Annotated in this window: 12 protein-coding genes; 3 read left to right on the forward strand and 9 right to left on the reverse strand. The window is 57.4% G+C overall.

The window, feature by feature from the left end:
- Positions 1-4: 4 nt before the first annotated feature.
- Positions 5-883, reverse strand: coding sequence for an ankyrin repeat domain-containing protein (locus tag VGK48_02145; GenBank protein HEY2379960.1), 879 nt, complete (start codon positions 881-883; stop codon positions 5-7).
- A 150-nt stretch (positions 884-1033) separates the two neighbouring features.
- Between VGK48_02145 and VGK48_02150 the strand changes: the two genes are divergently transcribed.
- A complete protein-coding gene (locus VGK48_02150) occupies positions 1034-1768 on the forward strand; it encodes a tetratricopeptide repeat protein (GenBank protein ID HEY2379961.1) in 735 nt (244 codons plus the stop codon).
- A 13-nt stretch (positions 1769-1781) separates the two neighbouring features.
- Positions 1782-2069, forward strand: coding sequence for a TIGR03435 family protein (locus VGK48_02155; protein ID HEY2379962.1), 288 nt, complete (start codon positions 1782-1784; stop codon positions 2067-2069).
- Between the two features lie 150 nt (positions 2070-2219).
- Here the strand turns inward: VGK48_02155 and VGK48_02160 are convergent, their stop codons facing one another.
- From VGK48_02160 to VGK48_02170, 3 genes are all read right to left on the reverse strand, one after another.
- Positions 2220-3167, reverse strand: coding sequence for a hypothetical protein (locus VGK48_02160; protein HEY2379963.1), 948 nt, complete (start codon positions 3165-3167; stop codon positions 2220-2222).
- Between the two features lie 188 nt (positions 3168-3355).
- Positions 3356-4291 carry a hypothetical protein gene (locus VGK48_02165; protein HEY2379964.1) on the reverse strand — a complete coding sequence of 312 codons (936 nt, stop codon included), beginning with the start codon at positions 4289-4291 and terminating at the stop codon, positions 3356-3358.
- Positions 4288-6084 carry a hypothetical protein gene (locus VGK48_02170; GenBank protein HEY2379965.1) on the reverse strand — a complete coding sequence of 599 codons (1797 nt, stop codon included), beginning with the start codon at positions 6082-6084 and terminating at the stop codon, positions 4288-4290. The genes VGK48_02165 and VGK48_02170 overlap by 4 nt, the downstream gene beginning before the upstream one ends.
- A gap of 80 nt (positions 6085-6164) precedes the next feature.
- On the opposite strand from VGK48_02170, the gene VGK48_02175 reads away from it, so the two are divergent.
- Positions 6165-7202 carry a hypothetical protein gene (locus VGK48_02175; GenBank protein ID HEY2379966.1) on the forward strand — a complete coding sequence of 346 codons (1038 nt, stop codon included), beginning with the start codon at positions 6165-6167 and terminating at the stop codon, positions 7200-7202.
- A 62-nt stretch (positions 7203-7264) separates the two neighbouring features.
- On the opposite strand, the gene VGK48_02180 is transcribed toward VGK48_02175, so the two are convergent.
- From VGK48_02180 to VGK48_02200, 5 genes are all read right to left on the reverse strand, one after another.
- On the reverse strand, positions 7265-8191 hold the full coding sequence (locus VGK48_02180) for a hypothetical protein (GenBank protein ID HEY2379967.1): 927 nt from the start codon (positions 8189-8191) through the stop codon (positions 7265-7267).
- Between the two features lie 47 nt (positions 8192-8238).
- Positions 8239-10581, reverse strand: coding sequence for a hypothetical protein (locus VGK48_02185; GenBank protein HEY2379968.1), 2343 nt, complete (start codon positions 10579-10581; stop codon positions 8239-8241).
- A 12-nt stretch (positions 10582-10593) separates the two neighbouring features.
- On the reverse strand, positions 10594-13038 hold the full coding sequence (locus VGK48_02190) for a hypothetical protein (protein HEY2379969.1): 2445 nt from the start codon (positions 13036-13038) through the stop codon (positions 10594-10596).
- A gap of 152 nt (positions 13039-13190) precedes the next feature.
- Complete coding sequence (locus tag VGK48_02195) at positions 13191-14003, reverse strand: glucose 1-dehydrogenase (protein ID HEY2379970.1); 813 nt, start codon at positions 14001-14003, stop codon at positions 13191-13193.
- A gap of 23 nt (positions 14004-14026) precedes the next feature.
- Positions 14027-16152: glycoside hydrolase family 15 protein (locus VGK48_02200; protein ID HEY2379971.1), on the reverse strand; the 2126-nt coding region annotated here is incomplete at its 5' end.

Below are 16152 nucleotides of genomic sequence, written 5' to 3' on the forward strand. Positions count from 1 at the left end.
TCCTCTAACCCCGTCGTGCGCCCTTCAAGTAAGCGCTGAGCTCCGGATGGCGGCCAGCCTCAGCCCATTCCGCCGCCGTTCCCGCGACCTTTGTATCCTTTATATAAGGATCGCCACCCTGCCCGATCAGCCATTCCGCCATGGCACGCCGGCCGAAGTACGCGGCGAAGTGCAAGCCTGTACCGGCGTAATCGAACCCGCCAGGAATCGCATCGATTTCTGCTCCTTTGCTCAGCAGCAGGCGGGCTGCCGGGATATGTCCGCCGATACAGGCATAGACGAAAGCATTATTAAGGACGCTTTGCCGGTCGTTCTTCCACGAAGCGAAGCGGGAGGCGAGTGATTCCTTTCCCGCCGCATTGAAATTGGACTTCGCGATGGACTCAAGATCTCCCCAGGGCCAGTTGATCTTGCCGGCTTCGGGTTTGAGGGTTCCATCCTTACTAAAGCAGCCCTCGATGAGATCGGTTCGGCCCAGGCCCGCCGCGCAACGCAGGTTTCGAATGGCAGCGCCCCTTCGAACGAGCAAATCGACCACGCCCTGGTTATTCCAGTACAGGGCCTCCTCGAGAGGAGACCATCCGGTCGTGCCGTCAACCGCGGCTCCGGACTCGAGAAGCAACTCGGCAACTTCGACGTTATCGCAGCTTCCACAGGCCACGAGCGGCTCGTTCACATTCGCACCTGCGCCGATCAAAAGCCTGGCCATCTCGACCTTGTTCACCAGATTTGTTCCGGAAAGAACCAGGCACTGCAGCAACGTCGGATGACTTGTGTGCGAACGCGTGGTCGCGAGCGCCGGATCGTCTCGAAGGCACTGCCGGAACCCCTCAATATCGTCGGACTTGATGGCGGCGATCGCCGGATGAAATTTAGCGTCCATGGATTCATTCTGACCCGGAATTCGATTGTGGCATCGTGATAAATACGACGATTCGCAAAGCCCATTCGCCGTCGAAAAACCACGGCTGGATTAGCGCGTTCCATGAGACCATGACGAAGCGCCCGGCACATCGCGCAGCATCCGTCAAATATGGGACTGGTTTCTCTACTCTACCCCTGGGGGATTATTCTCCAGGCAATCGCCGTCATTCATTTCATTCGAAGGCGCCCGGACTTTTATTGGCTTTGGATCATCATTTTTTTCGGGCCCTTGGGAGCGCTGATCTACATCTTTATGGAAGTTGTTCCCGACATGGGCCTGCTGCGCCAATCGTTTGAAGCCTTTCCGAGAAGAAGTCGCATCGCGCACCTTGAAGCGGTCGTCCTGCAAAACCCATCGCCCGGAAATTACGAAGAACTTGCAGGCCTTTATCTCGATGACGGGAAGTACCAGCGAGCCCGAGACTGCTATGACAAATCGATCTCTTCACGTGCGGATTACCCGGATCCCGTATATCGCAGGGCGATCGCGAAAATTCATCTTGGCGACTTCGCCGCAGCCGTCCCGGATCTGGAATACGTCACATCTCGCGATCGGAAATACGATTCTCACCGCGCCATGGCGCTGCTCGCGCACTGCTATGCGAACACCGGGCAATCCGGGATGGCCGAGGAGCTGTTTCAGCGTGCCACGGAACTCTCGACATCGTCGGAGACATATCTTAACTATGCCACTTTTCTTGCCGCCCAAAACCGTCCGGCTGAAGCTCGCGAATGGGCAGAACTAATCCTCTCCAAAAAACCTGCCATGCCCCGATATCTCCAGCGTCGTGAACGGCCGCTGTTTCGAAGGGCCAAAGCGCTGCTGACGAAACTGGGAAAGTAGTAGAATCCACCGCATGCATCACGCGTTCGGTTATCACCTCGCCACTGGTGTTTCCATCGGTGGAGCATGTCTGGTTCTCGGGCAGGCAGTATCGCCTGGATTGGCTTTTGAAGCCGTCTCGATCAAGCCTAACGTTTCCGGCTGTTCAAGCTCAGGCACAAATACGCCGCAAGGACGACTCATTGCGACTAACGTCACCGTGAAGCAGTTGATCATGCAGGCTTGCCGTATGCAGGACTTTCAGGTTATCAGCGGTCCGGACTGGATTGACGCGGAGCGGTTCGATTTATTTACAACATGACTTTCAACGAAGATGAGATCCGCCCTTCCGACGACGATTCCTAGGTCGAAGCGGAACAGAGACGCGACCGCCACAGCAAGAGTTCACTACGCCGATACCGACGCTTCGAGGGGCATAGCGGTCCCGTAATCTTTGTGATTGCGATGCTGGTCAAATAGCGGATCTACCAGCGGCCTGTTCATCACTGAGTGCCAGATACGCCTTGGCACTGCTCACTATGAGCGCTGTAGTATTCTTAATCCAGTCCGCTCGCGTCTTCCTCCAGGTTTCCCAACCATCCGGGAAGGTCTTATCGACAAACATCTTTCGGACGTCCTCCAGGAACAGTACCGGTTCGCCCTCCACCTCCTTGGCCCCCGGCCGGTTGGCGAGGAAAGCAAAAAGCAGGCCAAACTCACCGGATGACCCGATGAGATTGTCTTCGCCCATGAGCTTGGTCAGCTTTTCCTCGACCCTCCTGCCCGAACTCGTTTCCTGCGATCCACGGAGCATTTCCAGAAGGGAGGCGCCGGCGGTCGCAACAACGTGTCCGAGATCCTGGCCTAGGAGCGCTACCACCGATGCGTGAAACACTTTTGAGTGTGGGTCCCGGTGCAGGTTTTCGGCAATGAACTTTGCCACATCGGTTCGCTTGAGCACGCCGTCCGAAGCGCGTCTTGCAAGCCTCTGAAAGTTCTCCAAATTCAGCACGCCAGAATCCAGCATCTCTGGATCATCCTGAAGAATGCCACTGTGTCCGGGATGTGAACCTTGCGAACCGGGGAACTCTAATGAGAACAGGCCGTCGGGTACCTTTGGGCCCAAGCGATCATCCGGGCCGCGCATTAATGCATGATTCCCGCTTGCAAAGAATGCAAGAACATCACCAAGATCACTATTCCCGCTGTCACCGCTATTCCCTAAACTTCTCACATCTTCAATGCGGGCCAAGGGGTTTGTTACTTCGTTAAATACGGGTAGATGGCTTGTGGCAACCGCAGTCCCCACAAAGGGACAGGTTACATTCTTTTCCGCCATCAGGCGCAACTCATCGGGGCGAAGCGAAAGCTGTTCCATAACGAACTCCTGTTCATTGAAATAGTAGATGATCGCGTCCACGTTTTCCAGGCAACCCGCGACGGAAGTTCTGCCGGATCGTCTCCGGTCATCATACAAGTTAAGACACGCGCAGGCTTTCGCGTTTGCTTTCTTCGCGCCAAGAACTTCTTGAGTCGCGGTAGAGATGGGCAGCAGGATGATGTCGTCCTGGTCTTGTCCTGTCGGCGATTGACCGTGCCAGAACAGCTCTATTTCAAGCCAGCCACACCTTCGACATTGGAGAGAGATTCGCCTGACACCGCGTACACGAAGTATCTGTGGGACGGCTGCCACCGAATCGGGAATGACAGCAGACTCAAATTGAAGTATCCCTCGCCCGGATTCGTGTCGGAAAAGCCGGGTACACGCAGATGTCGGACAATGGCGCCGGGGACTTCGTCATCCATGATAACGAGGCTGATAGGTACCACTGCGGTTGTCGGATCGCCGGAGACGGATTCAACGACGATATGACGGCGTCCGACCTCCAAACGGAACGCTCCGGCGAGGACCTCCTGGTGAATGCGAATCGCTATTCCGCTCTCCGGCATCGGCGGCGACTGCGGAGTCTTTCGATACTTCGGACACTTTCCGAACACTGTTTCGGCCGGCCATACGGTCCGCGGATCGGCGCCGCGTGGTTTGGCGGCGGTTCGCTTCTGCCAGGCGGCGATGAATCGCGCCACTTCCGGGTCATCAACTCCGCCCGGCGGACTCTCTATTTGAATGCGTAGCGGTCCTGCAGTTCGTTCCCGGGCAATCATCCACACGGCAACAGGACCGGGAACTATTGGAATGTGCAGCCGTGCAGCAACATCGATTCGAAAAGCGCTGCCGGTATAACCTTCACCGGGGTCGGATACCGTCATCCCTTTGCGTTCATCGTGCGGGTATGCGAATGCGCGCCCGGCACGCACCCGTCCCGTTTCCAGTTGCGCTGCGACGATTACCGCCATGCTCTCGAATGAGGGCCGGCGCGACGATTCGCGCAGCGTTTCGACACGGCATCCGGCGATACGCAGCGTGCGGGCGCCGGCCGGAACCCTTTCGAGGGCGCTCAGCGTTATGCCCGTTTTCCCCTCGTCGATGAGATGCGTCAGGACGCCGTCGAGTGCGGCATCACTTTCAAGGGCGGCCGGATTCACATCGCTGCGCCGATGATCGGCCCCATTGCAGACTTGATGGAATCCACGAGCCTTTGAGAGTTCTCATCGCTGGCGTAATCAGGATCGAGCGCAACATAAATCAATGGAGGCACGCTCGCGGTCGCCTCAGAGTATTGATACGCGCGAAGATTGACTTTCATCTGGATCTTGCTGCCATCGATCGCAAGCTGCTTCGGCCGCCCGTGCGCGCCATCCGGCAACTTCAGCTTGAACTCGTATTGGCCGTTTTTCATTTTGTCGCGATCCACTTCGATGAATCCCATCGTGATGTCACCGCGCAGGTTCTGACCTTCGGCTTGCCAGTAGGATGGCGTCGAGGAATTCCAGGGAAGAATCAGCGTACCGCGATGTTGCAGATCTTCATTTGCGTCGATGTTGCTCGCGGTCAGCGCAAAAGTGCTGCTTTGCGGCTCGGATTCGAGATGTTCGCCGTCGAGTGTCAGGCTCACTCGCACTTCGCGCGGCTCGTAGCAGCCGTGCGCAAAGACAGAGTGAAGGACCGTCTGCGGATTAGTTCGATAGAAGCGCCCGAATCGATCGTCGGGTCCGACGATCCAATCCACAGGCGATTCGGCGACGAACTTGCCGAGCTTGAAATACACCAGGGCTGCATCACCCCGGCTCTCTGCGGCATCGAAGCCGGCGGCCTCCGCGTGTGTACGGGTCATCGAAACGATTTCAAACTTGCCCTTTTCGATGACGCCGGGAAATGCCTGGCCCAGTTCCTTTGATGGAAGGAACTCCACGTCTGTGAAGTCCGGATCAAACGCCGTCTTGACTTTTTGCGCGAGAGGCTCCGGGAATTCATTGTTTTTGAAAAAGTCCGGAACCGGGTGATACGGTTGAATGTCGAGTTTGTTCCAGCTCGTAACATTCACGGTCTCGTCGGTTGAACCTTCAACCGTACTGATCCCGAGCTTGGCCGTTATTCCACTTTTACCGTTGAAATCGAGCTCGTAGCCGGCACTGCCTTCGCCATCTTCGAGCGTCAACGTGATCGTCTGCTTCGGTGTTCCGCCGGGACTGAGTTCCACGGTCAGGTATATCTTGTCGCCGGCGAGACCGCCCGCCACGCCGCCTTCAATGTAGACCTTACGGCCATGGTTCTTCTGCGTTTCATCGGGCCTGAGATTGATGTAATGTTTCTGGTCATCACCCTTCTCAAGGTCGGGCCAGATAAATCGCGCCTTGCGCTCGCGTTCGAGAAGGGTTGCCTCACGCTGCGCTCCAGCCGCCGAAGTCCAGGCAGCGGTGTCCTGCGGGTAATATGGATAAAGCCATTCAAGGTCCAGATTTCCGGGAGCATCGAGCTGGAATTCAGCGGTACCGTCATCCCTGGTTGCCAGAGTATGGTAAACCCGCGGCATCTTCGAAGAAAAATCCGGCGGCGCTTTGATCGTACAGGTGCACCGCGCGCCCGCGATGGTCTTGCCTTCCGCGCTCCTGGCCGTCACTGTTATTCGATTCCGGTATAGAACGAAAAGTTGTCCGTCAGGCGTCCAGGTCTTACCGCCCGCAGTTACCGAAATGGAGACCTTGCACTGCATTTCCTCATCGCTAAGCGCATCCTTAATGATGTCCTCATCCAGTGTGAATTCCCATTTCAGCGGCTTGAATGAGCTTCCTTTTCGGACTTTATCGGAAGACTGGTCGAGGATGTTCTTCCGGTTATCATTTCTGACGAGTGAAAACGTGGCACTGTCCGCGTCGGACTGATCCTTGAACCCGCTAATGCTCACCTTCAGTACGGAATGCAGCGTCACGTATTCCAAGTGCCTGATTCTAGCTTGAGCGGAACGAGGGGCGCACCTCGAATTGCATGGCCGCGTCCTTTTCCTTAGAATGCGGGTTCATGATCGAGGATAAGTTTGGACTTGCGGACGAAGAGTACTGGAGCGATCCATGGCGGACTCGAAAAGAAGTCCAGCGCCCGCTCATTCAGAAAGGCCTCGAAGCGTTTTTTATAGGTGCTCCGAAGGTCGTGTCACTCGATCGTTACGCCACATTCCCTGTGGCTGTCCTGCGCACTCGAAAAGTGACAGGAGCAAGCAAGATAGACTTCCGAAAGACCGCGCTCATCACGGCGATCGAACTTGGCACGTATCGCCTCAGCGCGAGGCTCGCATTTCCGGCTTCTCTTTATAGACGGCCGGGGAACGGCGCGGCGAGGACTGGCGTGAAGGATAGTTTCTCGAACGATTCGACAGCAATGATCGGTGAAGGATCCACACTCGATCTCGCCGCATTGTTGCGATTGCCCGTCTACCGCAGCGAATACCTCGTGACGCTGATCTCACTCGACCGCGTTTCGAACCGCTGTCGAATGAGGCTGCTCGAGGCCGCAGGCTATGAGGATCCGGCAGTCGATGATTTTCTACGTGAATACCGCGCAAGCCGGGTGCCGCCGCCAAAGCCGTTTCCCGAGCCGGCAATACCGTTACCGAACTTTAAGCCAATGGATCAATCGCCGCAGATTACGGCCGGCACCGGAATTACACTCTCTGTTCCCCGGGTGAATATTTTCGCTCGGAACACGCGATGCATTTTGAGCGGCAGCTTCCGTCTACCCATTCAACCGCAACATAGTTCAAAGCCGCCGCGAGAGGACATCGCGACGGTGCCGATCTCTTTACTGATCACGGGATCCGTTGATCCAGAGCCCCGAATTCTGCGGCTATTTGTTCCGACGTATCAACCGTTGGAATCTTCAGGCGGGCGGACGATTGCGAGCGGCTATTTTTCATTCGATCTGTGCGGCATGACAAATCTGCTCTCGATACCGCAAACGTGGTTTATCTATGGATTCTCGGGCGAAGTGATGACAGCACCGGTCCCGACTGCATTCGCAAAGCTTCCGGACGAAGAATTCGACGAAGTTCAATCGTGGTGAACGGAAACGTTTGGTGGCATTTTCCCCTGTAGGCGCACGGGGCGCAACGTGCATTCGAGTTTTCATTCATCATCATCGTCATCACCGTCGTGCTTCTCTTCGACGTCGAAATATGTGTCCAATGCGGGTGGTTTGAGAACATCGGTTTCAGTCTTGACGCGTCGCGTCTGTCCCGTTTCCGAATCTGTGGCAATCCTGGGCGAACCTTCGCCATGCGCCTGTGTTTCACTGTGGACCGTCCGCGGTTCTCCGGCTTCGGCATCTGCCGATACTTGAGACGAACCCTCTACGTCCGTATCCGTCTCCAAAGACGCGAGGTCTTGTGCAGCCGCAGCTTCGGTCCCAACTGCGGCCGTTCCTCCGACAGCAGTTTCCGCCTGCAGGGCATAGTCGCCCGCCGTTTCTTCTTCAGCGGCGAGGCCGGGACGTTCTTCAAACTCGGTGTCGGCACCAGACTCCGGCGGTGGTTCCAGATTGACGGTGGCAAATAACTCGACAGCTTCTTCGGTCTGTTCCTGTTGAGCCGCCGCTTCCTCGGATGCGGCCGCCGTCTCCTCACGGCGCGCCATTTCATCCTGAAGCGGAGTCGTCTCGGCGGAGGATGAAGCGGCGCTAACCCCGCCCTGTCGCAGGAATCCCTCTCCTTGACCGGCCTCGCCTTGTACTTCCTGGTCTGCAGTCCCTTCGCCTTGGGCTGTTGTTGCGGCGGCAAGCTCTCCTGAAGCAAGCATGCGCGCTGTCTGCTCCATCAGATCGCCATCGGCGATGGCGTACATCGGGAACGACCGGCTCTCGCTCAGCAGCCACTCGCGAAAATCGTGCATGGATCCGGAATCTGTAATGAGACTATGGAGAAAATACAACGCGTCCGTCTCATCGTAAAAGCGCAATGCACCGGGTGAACCTGCTGCCTCGGCGCCACAGTCCTCGAGTTGCCAGCAGAGGAAATACTCCTCGTGTCCCCTTGTAATTTGGAACGGCGCAAGCATAACTACGCCGAATCTTAGCCGAATTTCGCTGCGGCGCCGCCGAAATCCTAGCGAATCGGATATCGATCCCGGAGTTGAAGCACTTTGGTCCCCGCAGGTTTCTCGAGGTCAAAGATGGAATCATCAACGAAGGGATTTCCGTCGGTCGAGACAGTTTTGGCGGTGACGGCTGTGATCTTCTGCAAGTATCGCAAAAGAAAGAACGGGCTGTCGTTCCGGCCGGTGCAGGTTTCGATGTCGTTGCGATCGTCGGCCGGGTTCAGCCGTCCGCCATTGCTGAATTGCAGCCGTAGCCTCATATTCCGGGAAAGGGACATGTCCCGTTTGTCCGTTTCGCGCGGGATCACCTCGAAGATTCCTTTATCGGCGGCCGTAACCGTTGCGGTCTCGCTGCCTGCCCCATAGGTCGGGGGGCCGTAGTCTTCGTTCCAGAAGACCGTCAAGAGGACCTGCATGTCTTGCGCCCTGCGCTCTTCTGTGTCTTCCTTTGGCGCCTCGGGATGCTCGCTATATAGGGCGCGGTAAAGGTAAATCGCCTGGTTCCAAACCTGATTCGACGCTGCGGAACCGCCAGTGGCTGAAGCGCGCACATCGGTGAGTAGCGGCTGACCGGCGACTCCGATTTCGGCCTGCATGGCGGCGAAAATGCGCGTTGCATAAGTGCCGCGCTCAGGAAACCGCCGCCGTAGCCCGTTGACATTGACCGCATTCAAATCCTTGATCAGCCGGGCTGCTGAAACCTTATCCCAGGCATCCCGGACCTTCTTATAGTCTTCCCAGGTGGTATATTTGAAGTCTCTTCCCACCTCCTCGACCTGCATTGGTTTCTTACGGCCCGCCCCATCTTTTACCCGTTCAAGTTCCTCCTTGGCTGTTATTTCTGTACCGTTTTCTTTAAAGAGGTGGAGCCCATCCGCTGACGGGTAATAGCGAGCATCGCCGCTGTCTAACATGGCTTTCACCCGCGCCTGCACGACTCGGGAGAACTCCGGCATCATGTTCTCGAAGATAGTGAACAGGGTCTCGACCTTCACGCGATGCCCGGCAAACTCGGTTGCGAGAATTTTCAGTCCTTCACTGTCCAGTTGAAGTTGGCGATCCTCGCGGTCGGCGTCCGTCCAGTGCCAATCGACCCCGTCAGGGGGCTCCTTGAAGATAATCGAAGCTGTGGCTGCCTGGTTGCAGTGGCCGGACCACTCCCCCTCGGTATCGTGATGCGCGTTAACCGGGTCCGACTCCCACCCGAAAGCGCTGTCTGCCGTGGTCGGATCCTGCCCCGAATGGACGTCGAAGGCCCAGAGCGGAGAAAAGACGACCTGGCCAGCCGCGGGCTCCTCCGAAGTTGTATTCACACCGGTCCCAGTCGGCCAGAAATAGAACTTCCACGGAATGAGTGGAGCGGCATCGTACGCGTTGCTTTCGCGGGCATAAGCCATCTCCGCGAGTATCACCGAAACGGCCGCAGGGCCGGCTCCGCCGCCTATGACCCGCGCGAAATGCCAGCCCGCTGCACGTGGCCCGAGCACGCAGCCAAGGGTGTCTCCCCGAGAGGCGGCAGCGCCGCGAGGGTTCGTGCCGAAGTAGTCGAGAGAACCGAGGTTCGTCTCCATTGCCAGTCCGCTGTAAAAACCCGAACCCTGGTCTGCTCTGGCTCCCTGCGTTTCGGGTAGATAGAAGGTCAGCCAGGAACAGTCGACGGTGTTTGGCGCGGGGACAGAATTCCGTTCCTGGCCGAGCCTGAGCCGCACAAGCTGGTCCACATAAACGTCAATGGTCTGGTCGGCGCCGACCAGAGGAGCTATTGGATATTCTGCGTCAGACCGCGGCAAGTACCGGCGTGGTGTTCCAGCCCGGCACGCACCGCACTGGCATTCCACATAAACACCGGCGTGCAATGGGGGCACTGTCACTCGAATGCGATGCCGGCCGCCCGCTGTCAAAGTCCTCAAGTCCGTCAGCCCGTTCGCGTCGGTTGCCACCGCTGCCGCGTCATCGATTACCACGCTGGCTCCGCCAACCACGTGCGTGCGGTCCTGAAACAGCAGCACCCGGACCCGGACGCGTTCGATTCGCGGCACGAAAAACGCTTCGTCTACGCGCGGACGCTGCGGCTCATCGACCCCGTCAGGCCAGCGTTCCACAGATTCGAAACAGCGCACATAATCAACGTTGGAAACCTTACATCCTGACACAACCCGCTGCAATTGGGCGCGATCATACCTCTCAGCCTCGATCTGCTTTTCCATCTCCTTCAGAGAGTAATTGGCGGCCCAGGCGTCGGGGTGCTTCCGCCACTCGTCCGGGCCCCCAGCACCTGCTCTTTTGGCCATTGTGACGCACTTTTCGAGACACTCGTTGTAGATTTTCCTGGCTTCGTCGATTTTGGGCATGGTGACGCTTTCTTATTTGATGTTTGTCAAATCCCGTGATCTTCCGTGCTTTATACAGTCGGCGCAAAGCACGTCGGCTTCCTGGAGACAATCACCTGGCATGCCGTCGCCGTGAGTGTGCGCAACACACGCATTATCCGTCGTTCCGCTGAATGCATTAAGGACAAGGCGTACCAGTTGCTTTGGTCCCGTGGCCGGATCGCAAACCCAGGCGATGAGCTTGCCTTCGGCCTCGCCCGTTGAAAATTCATGCGGCTGCACCGAAAATTCCACCTTGATCGGGCAGGCGTTGCGCGACTTGTCCGCTCCGACGATGGAACCCGGTCCGGGTTTGCCTCCCGGTCCGGCAAACGGGAGCCGGAAATGCCATTCGGTGACCGTGCTTTGCTGGACGTCGGTGGCGTCGCGAAGCGGCAACGAGCCGCTGCGTGGTTCTCCTTTACTATCGAGGCCGGGGTGCCAGGAAAACTCCTTCTTTGTCGCATCAAACAGTTCCTGAAGCTTGCTTTTAACGGCGTTGAGGCAGTCCGGCTCGCCGTGCTTGCTGTCTCCGGTGCCGCTGATCGTTACCTTCATCTTCGCGCCGGCCTCAACGAGGCCCGCTTTGTCGCCCAGACATCCATCGACGAATTGCTGAATCTGCCTCGTCTGGCCCTCCCCGAGTTCGGCGGGGAAGGACTCCGCGCCCTCCCGTCTGAAGACAATCGATTCGCGGCGCGCGGCCGGCGGGCTGGAGTTTTTGAGCGTGACAGTCAAGGTATTGTCCGCACCGTCCCCGTCACCCTTTTTAAAGATCGCCCATTGCGGCCCGCTGGCGCTCTCGTTCACAATCTCGAGCTCTGGCGTGTACTTGGCTGCGGTGTCGTCTTTGCTGATATCCGCCGTCCATGTGATGCTGGCAATTCCATCCCCAGCGTCATATCCCGAAAACGGCATGAAGAGTCCCTGAAATTTATCCTGCATATTGACGAAGCCTGTCGACTCGGTGAGCGTCCCGCTGAAGTCGGTCGCGCCTGCCTTTTCGTCCGTGGTGTCTTTTCTCCACTTCAATAACGCCTCGCAGACATGGATATACAGCGCCTTCCCGGGATACTCCACCAGCCAGGACTTTCCTGTGGGTAACTTCCGCCAGTTGCGCCCGGTAAGGACATAGACCGGCTCTGCGCCGCTCGAACCCGGCAAACCCAGAAAGGAGCGGGGGATGAGCGATCCGCTATCGGCGTACTTTTGGGCGTTGAAGCGATGAATCTTCGCGCACACGAATTCGATGAAGAGTTGCCGTCCCTGAGTCGCGAGCTTTTCCAGGACAGCACTTTGCAGGTTCCAGTCTCTGTCGATCAGTTCCAGGGCCTGGTCCATCATGATGTCCGGCACCATCAATTCGTAATAGACGCGGCGCCAATTCTCGAACTTCAGCGTCGCATCCGCGGAAAGCGCGGAGTCCGTCAGAAACTTGTTCGATCCCGAGATCTCGACGGTGCACGTGTCGCCTCCGGCCTTTCCCAGAGCAACGGCAAACCTGCCGGCGCCGCCGGCCAGAGTGATTTTGCCCTCATACTTTTTGCCGGCTTCCTTTTCCTCGATCGTTGCGGTCGTGTCCAAGTCGCTCACCTTCATCGCCTTAGTCGGATGGTTCGCGTCATTGCGCTCGCTCTTGGCAACCGGCTCGCCGCTGGCGGGACCGCAGGTCACACGAAAGTGTATTTCGGGGGTGGAGATTGCTTTGAGGTACTGTGTGTCCTCGGGATGAACGCCGACCTCGATGGTTACGGCGTCACCAAGACCCGCCTGCCCGCCGCCCTGAGGCTCATAGTTAACGTACTGCTTGATATTCCCAGCCTGTGGAGCAATAAATACGGCTCTAAAGCCTACCTCTCCCTTGACTTCCCGTTTACGTCCGGTGGCGACGACTTGCTCCGTCATCTCGTACGGAGGCAACGGCACGATCCGAAAATTGGGGAACAGGCCAAGATTGAACTCCGCCGACCCGGCAGGAATGGTTTCGCCTTTCGCATTCGGGGTATCGCTCGCGACGGTCTTGTAAGACTCGCTGAACTCGCCGTTCTGTTGCACTCGAAATTGGAAATTCCGAAAAGCCTTTCCATCCTTGTCGGTCACCTTCACCTGAGCCAGCCGCGGGAACACCTGAATTCGGGTATCGGGAAAATTCTGCAGCGATTCGGTGCTCGAATCCTTGCTCTTGACCTTGTAGAAATAGTGGTATTCGAGAAAGTAGCTGTCCTTGTCCTCCGCAACAGCCGGTACTTGAAGGACGTGGCTCACGATAATCTGATCACCGGACGGATGGCCCTGGCCGATCGGGATCGTCTTTTCCTCGAACTGTTCACCGTCCTTAAGGAACTTGAACGTGACGTCCTCGATAGCGGCTACGTCCCGCCTTTCGACTTTGGCCTTCACCGTCAGGTTACTGTTCTCGTAGATTTTTGTTACTGCCATACTCTCGATTTCCGGCGTCAAACGCCGTGCTGCATCATGTCCAGGGAATGATCGCACAACCGGCGGGCTTATTTCATTCGCGTCCTGGGCCTGAACCGCTTACCGCCCGCGCCTCGTGAGCCTCAAGGCGAGCCTCTATTCTATTTCGGAAATCAAAGTGAAGCCGTCTGGTGCATGAGGCCGCCATCGATGAAGACGGTGGTGCCGGTGATGTACGAGCCGTCATCGGAAGCGAGATAGCAGACAAGTTTTGCAACTTCCTGGGGAGTTCCGACACGTCCGAGTGGAATTTCGCGGTTCAAGGCCAGCTTTTTCTCCGGGTCAGCCAATGTCCTCTTGTTGATCGGGGTGGCGATTGCGCCCGGCGCCACATTCACAATATTGATGTGATATTTGGCCAATTCCAGCGCCAGGTCGCGGCACAGCATGCGGAGGCCGCCTTTGGCCGCGCAGTATGCGGCATAGCCGGGGAAGGGCAGATCTTCATGGACCGAAGAAATATTGATGACCGTTCCGCCTCCATTCCGGGCCATCGCTCGCGCCGCCGCCTGAGTGCATAGAAAGGGTCCTTTCAAATTGACGGCGATCACACGGTCCCACTGCTCCTCGGATTTCTGGAGGAACGGGTCTTCATGCTCGATGCCGGCATTGTTCACCAGGACATTGATGGCGCCTAGTTTCGAACCGGCTTGCGCGAACATCCGTGCCACCTCCTTCGGGCTGGATACGTCAGCCTCGATCGCTACGGCCTTCCCATATTCCATTTCGATCATGTGCACCACATAATCGGCGGCGGCGGCTTTGCCGACGTAATTGACGGCAACGCTCGCTCCGCGCCGCCCCATTTCAATCGCGATGGCCTTTCCGATTCCGCTGGAGGCGCCGGTGACCAGCGCGACCTTTCCTGCCAGATCCTTGTGGGCCGCCGGCTGAGATTTCCGCTTATTGGCACGAACCATACTCATGGTGAAGAGACCTTTCGCAGAGCTTAAGCGGCTTTACTGCCGGTGGCGGCTGGGTTCAGCACGCCCACTTCATAATCTTTGTTTTCCCACCGGCCGCCGTCCCACAGAAAAGTGAAACGGATCGAATCGCGTTGGGATTGGCCGATGGGGATGTCCACAAATGCAAGTCCAAGATCCACGGGGATGGCTTCGGTATTTGTTGCGTTCTGCCAGCCATCATTGGACCACCGCAGCGTGAAGGGCCCCGGCGCCTGAATGCGGAGAACTTGCCCTGCGGCAGCAGTTTGAACCTGGCGGTTTTGCTTCCAGATCTCGAGATCGGCTCGCCGCGGCCCGTTCCGGTACCGAGCGGCTACTTCAGGGATGCGATCGAAGACCTGTTTGTCGCGGGTGGACCGCAGCAGCTTCACATATTCGGCATGCGCCCACACCAGCGGCATGGCCGAGGCCGTGGGCCGGCCGAAATATAAATGATTCTGCGGTTGATCGGCAGCGTCCCAGACCTGTTCCGGAAGCAAGCCCGTCGCCGCAAAATTCTCCATTGTCCGGATGAACTTCGTTACATCATGTCCTGCGGCCAATTCGTAGTGACCGCGCTCGCCCGTCAGCAATGGCCACGCCCTGCCGGTTCCCCATCCGATGAAAGAGCCTCCGTCATCACGCTGTCCGTAGCCGTCGTGATTATAGCGGCGCCAACATGGCCCGAAAGGAGTGTCGACTTTCAAAATGGCGTCGACGACGCGAATGGAATCGGCGATCACCGGGTCGCCGGGTTTCATGATTCCATAGCGCACCAGTTCCAGAAAGCCGGCGTCTACAACGTTCTTTGCCGGTACTGTCAGAGATGAGTCGGGCGCCCGGTTCGGAACGCTGTAAAGCAGGTCGTTCGGGTTCTCGTCCGGTGTGACGTCGTCCGTTCGAATCGGCAGAATTCGGATAAAGTGCCGCGGAATTCCAGGCACCAACTCGCCTTGAGTGGTGACCAACCACTTCTGAAGATGACTCACCAGGAAATCGGAATAATCTTCAATGTATTGCGCTGTTTGCGTTTCCCGGCGTTGGCGCAGAAATGCTCCAGCGCAGACCAGCGCTGCAATGCATGCTGCGAGGGTCGACGGGGAGTAACCGCTGGAATCCTCCCAGCGCTCCTCCCGGGTTGCCGGGCCATTGTTAATGAGGTAAGCGGCGCCGCTCTTGATCAAATGATACGGATCGAAGCCGTCCAGAGCCTTCTCTTTATGGAGGCGCCAGGCGAGCATGACAGGAAAGGCGACTTCATCGAGTTGAATACCGCCCCAATACGGTTTGCCATCGAGCAGGAAATTCTGCGGAAAGCGTCCATCGGCCTGCTGAATCGTTGCAAGGTAGATCAGCGCCCGTAATGCGGTGTACTTGTCGCCTGCTGCCAGGAAACCCGTCGCGGTGCTGACCATGTCCCGGGTCCAGACGTAGTGATATCCGCCTTCATCTTTGTCGCCGCGAGCCTCACCCCATGGAATGGAAAGCGAAGCAATGAACGCCCCTCGATAGGTTTTATCCTGATGCGCCAGCATGACCCTGTAGCTGTCCTCGTAGAGCCGGCCGCCATCTCCGGAGGACTCATGCAATGGAAGGCGCGAGCGGATAGCGACAGTCCATTGCTCGACGAATCGTTTCCGATGAACCTCGAAAGGAAGCGCGAGGCTTTCGAAAAGCGCTGTTGCGGCGCAGGAAAGACTCGGACCGAATGCAATCGCGGTTGTGAATTCGCGAGTCTTTCGCAGATCCAGTTCGCCGGTCAGCGCGATATTCCCGTCGGGAGCCTCATCGAATTCCCAATCCATTTGAAGATTGCCGGAGAGGTCGGTCCAGCCGTCGCTGGCTCCGACATACCCGCAGGAGAGCCGCGAGAATGGGGCGCTTGCAGCAACGAGAAGCCATGTCCCGTTCTTCTCGGCGGCCAGAACATCCCGGCCCGCAATTGTGATGACGTGTCCGTTGTTGCCGAAGCCGGCTGCTTCCAGATGCGGCGCGCACAGGACGTACACCCGCAATTGGTTGAAGAATGCATCGTCGGCGGCAATGAACGTCTTCTGCAAAACACACGGATGGTCCGGATGCGCCATCACTTCCTTATGGATCGAGTAGCGGCCTTCCGGGTCCGTGTTCG

The organism is Terriglobia bacterium, assembly GCA_036496425.1.
In the GTDB taxonomy this organism is placed as follows: Bacteria; Acidobacteriota; Terriglobia; order 20CM-2-55-15; family 20CM-2-55-15; genus 20CM-2-55-15.

What these genes read in the sequence shown, in the direction of transcription:
- VGK48_02145 (HEY2379960.1), bottom strand. Translation starts at nt 883, where the DNA reads ATGGACGCTAAATTTCATCCGGCGATCGCCGCCATCAAGTCCGACGAT.
- VGK48_02150 (HEY2379961.1), top strand. Translation starts at nt 1,034, where the DNA reads ATGGGACTGGTTTCTCTACTCTACCCCTGGGGGATTATTCTCCAGGCA.
- VGK48_02155 (HEY2379962.1), top strand. Translation starts at nt 1,782, where the DNA reads ATGCATCACGCGTTCGGTTATCACCTCGCCACTGGTGTTTCCATCGGT.
- VGK48_02175 (HEY2379966.1), top strand. Translation starts at nt 6,165, where the DNA reads ATGATCGAGGATAAGTTTGGACTTGCGGACGAAGAGTACTGGAGCGAT.
- VGK48_02180 (HEY2379967.1), bottom strand. Translation starts at nt 8,191, where the DNA reads ATGCTTGCGCCGTTCCAAATTACAAGGGGACACGAGGAGTATTTCCTC.
- VGK48_02185 (HEY2379968.1), bottom strand. Translation starts at nt 10,581, where the DNA reads ATGCCCAAAATCGACGAAGCCAGGAAAATCTACAACGAGTGTCTCGAA.
- VGK48_02190 (HEY2379969.1), bottom strand. Translation starts at nt 13,038, where the DNA reads ATGGCAGTAACAAAAATCTACGAGAACAGTAACCTGACGGTGAAGGCC.
- VGK48_02195 (HEY2379970.1), bottom strand. Translation starts at nt 14,003, where the DNA reads ATGAGTATGGTTCGTGCCAATAAGCGGAAATCTCAGCCGGCGGCCCAC.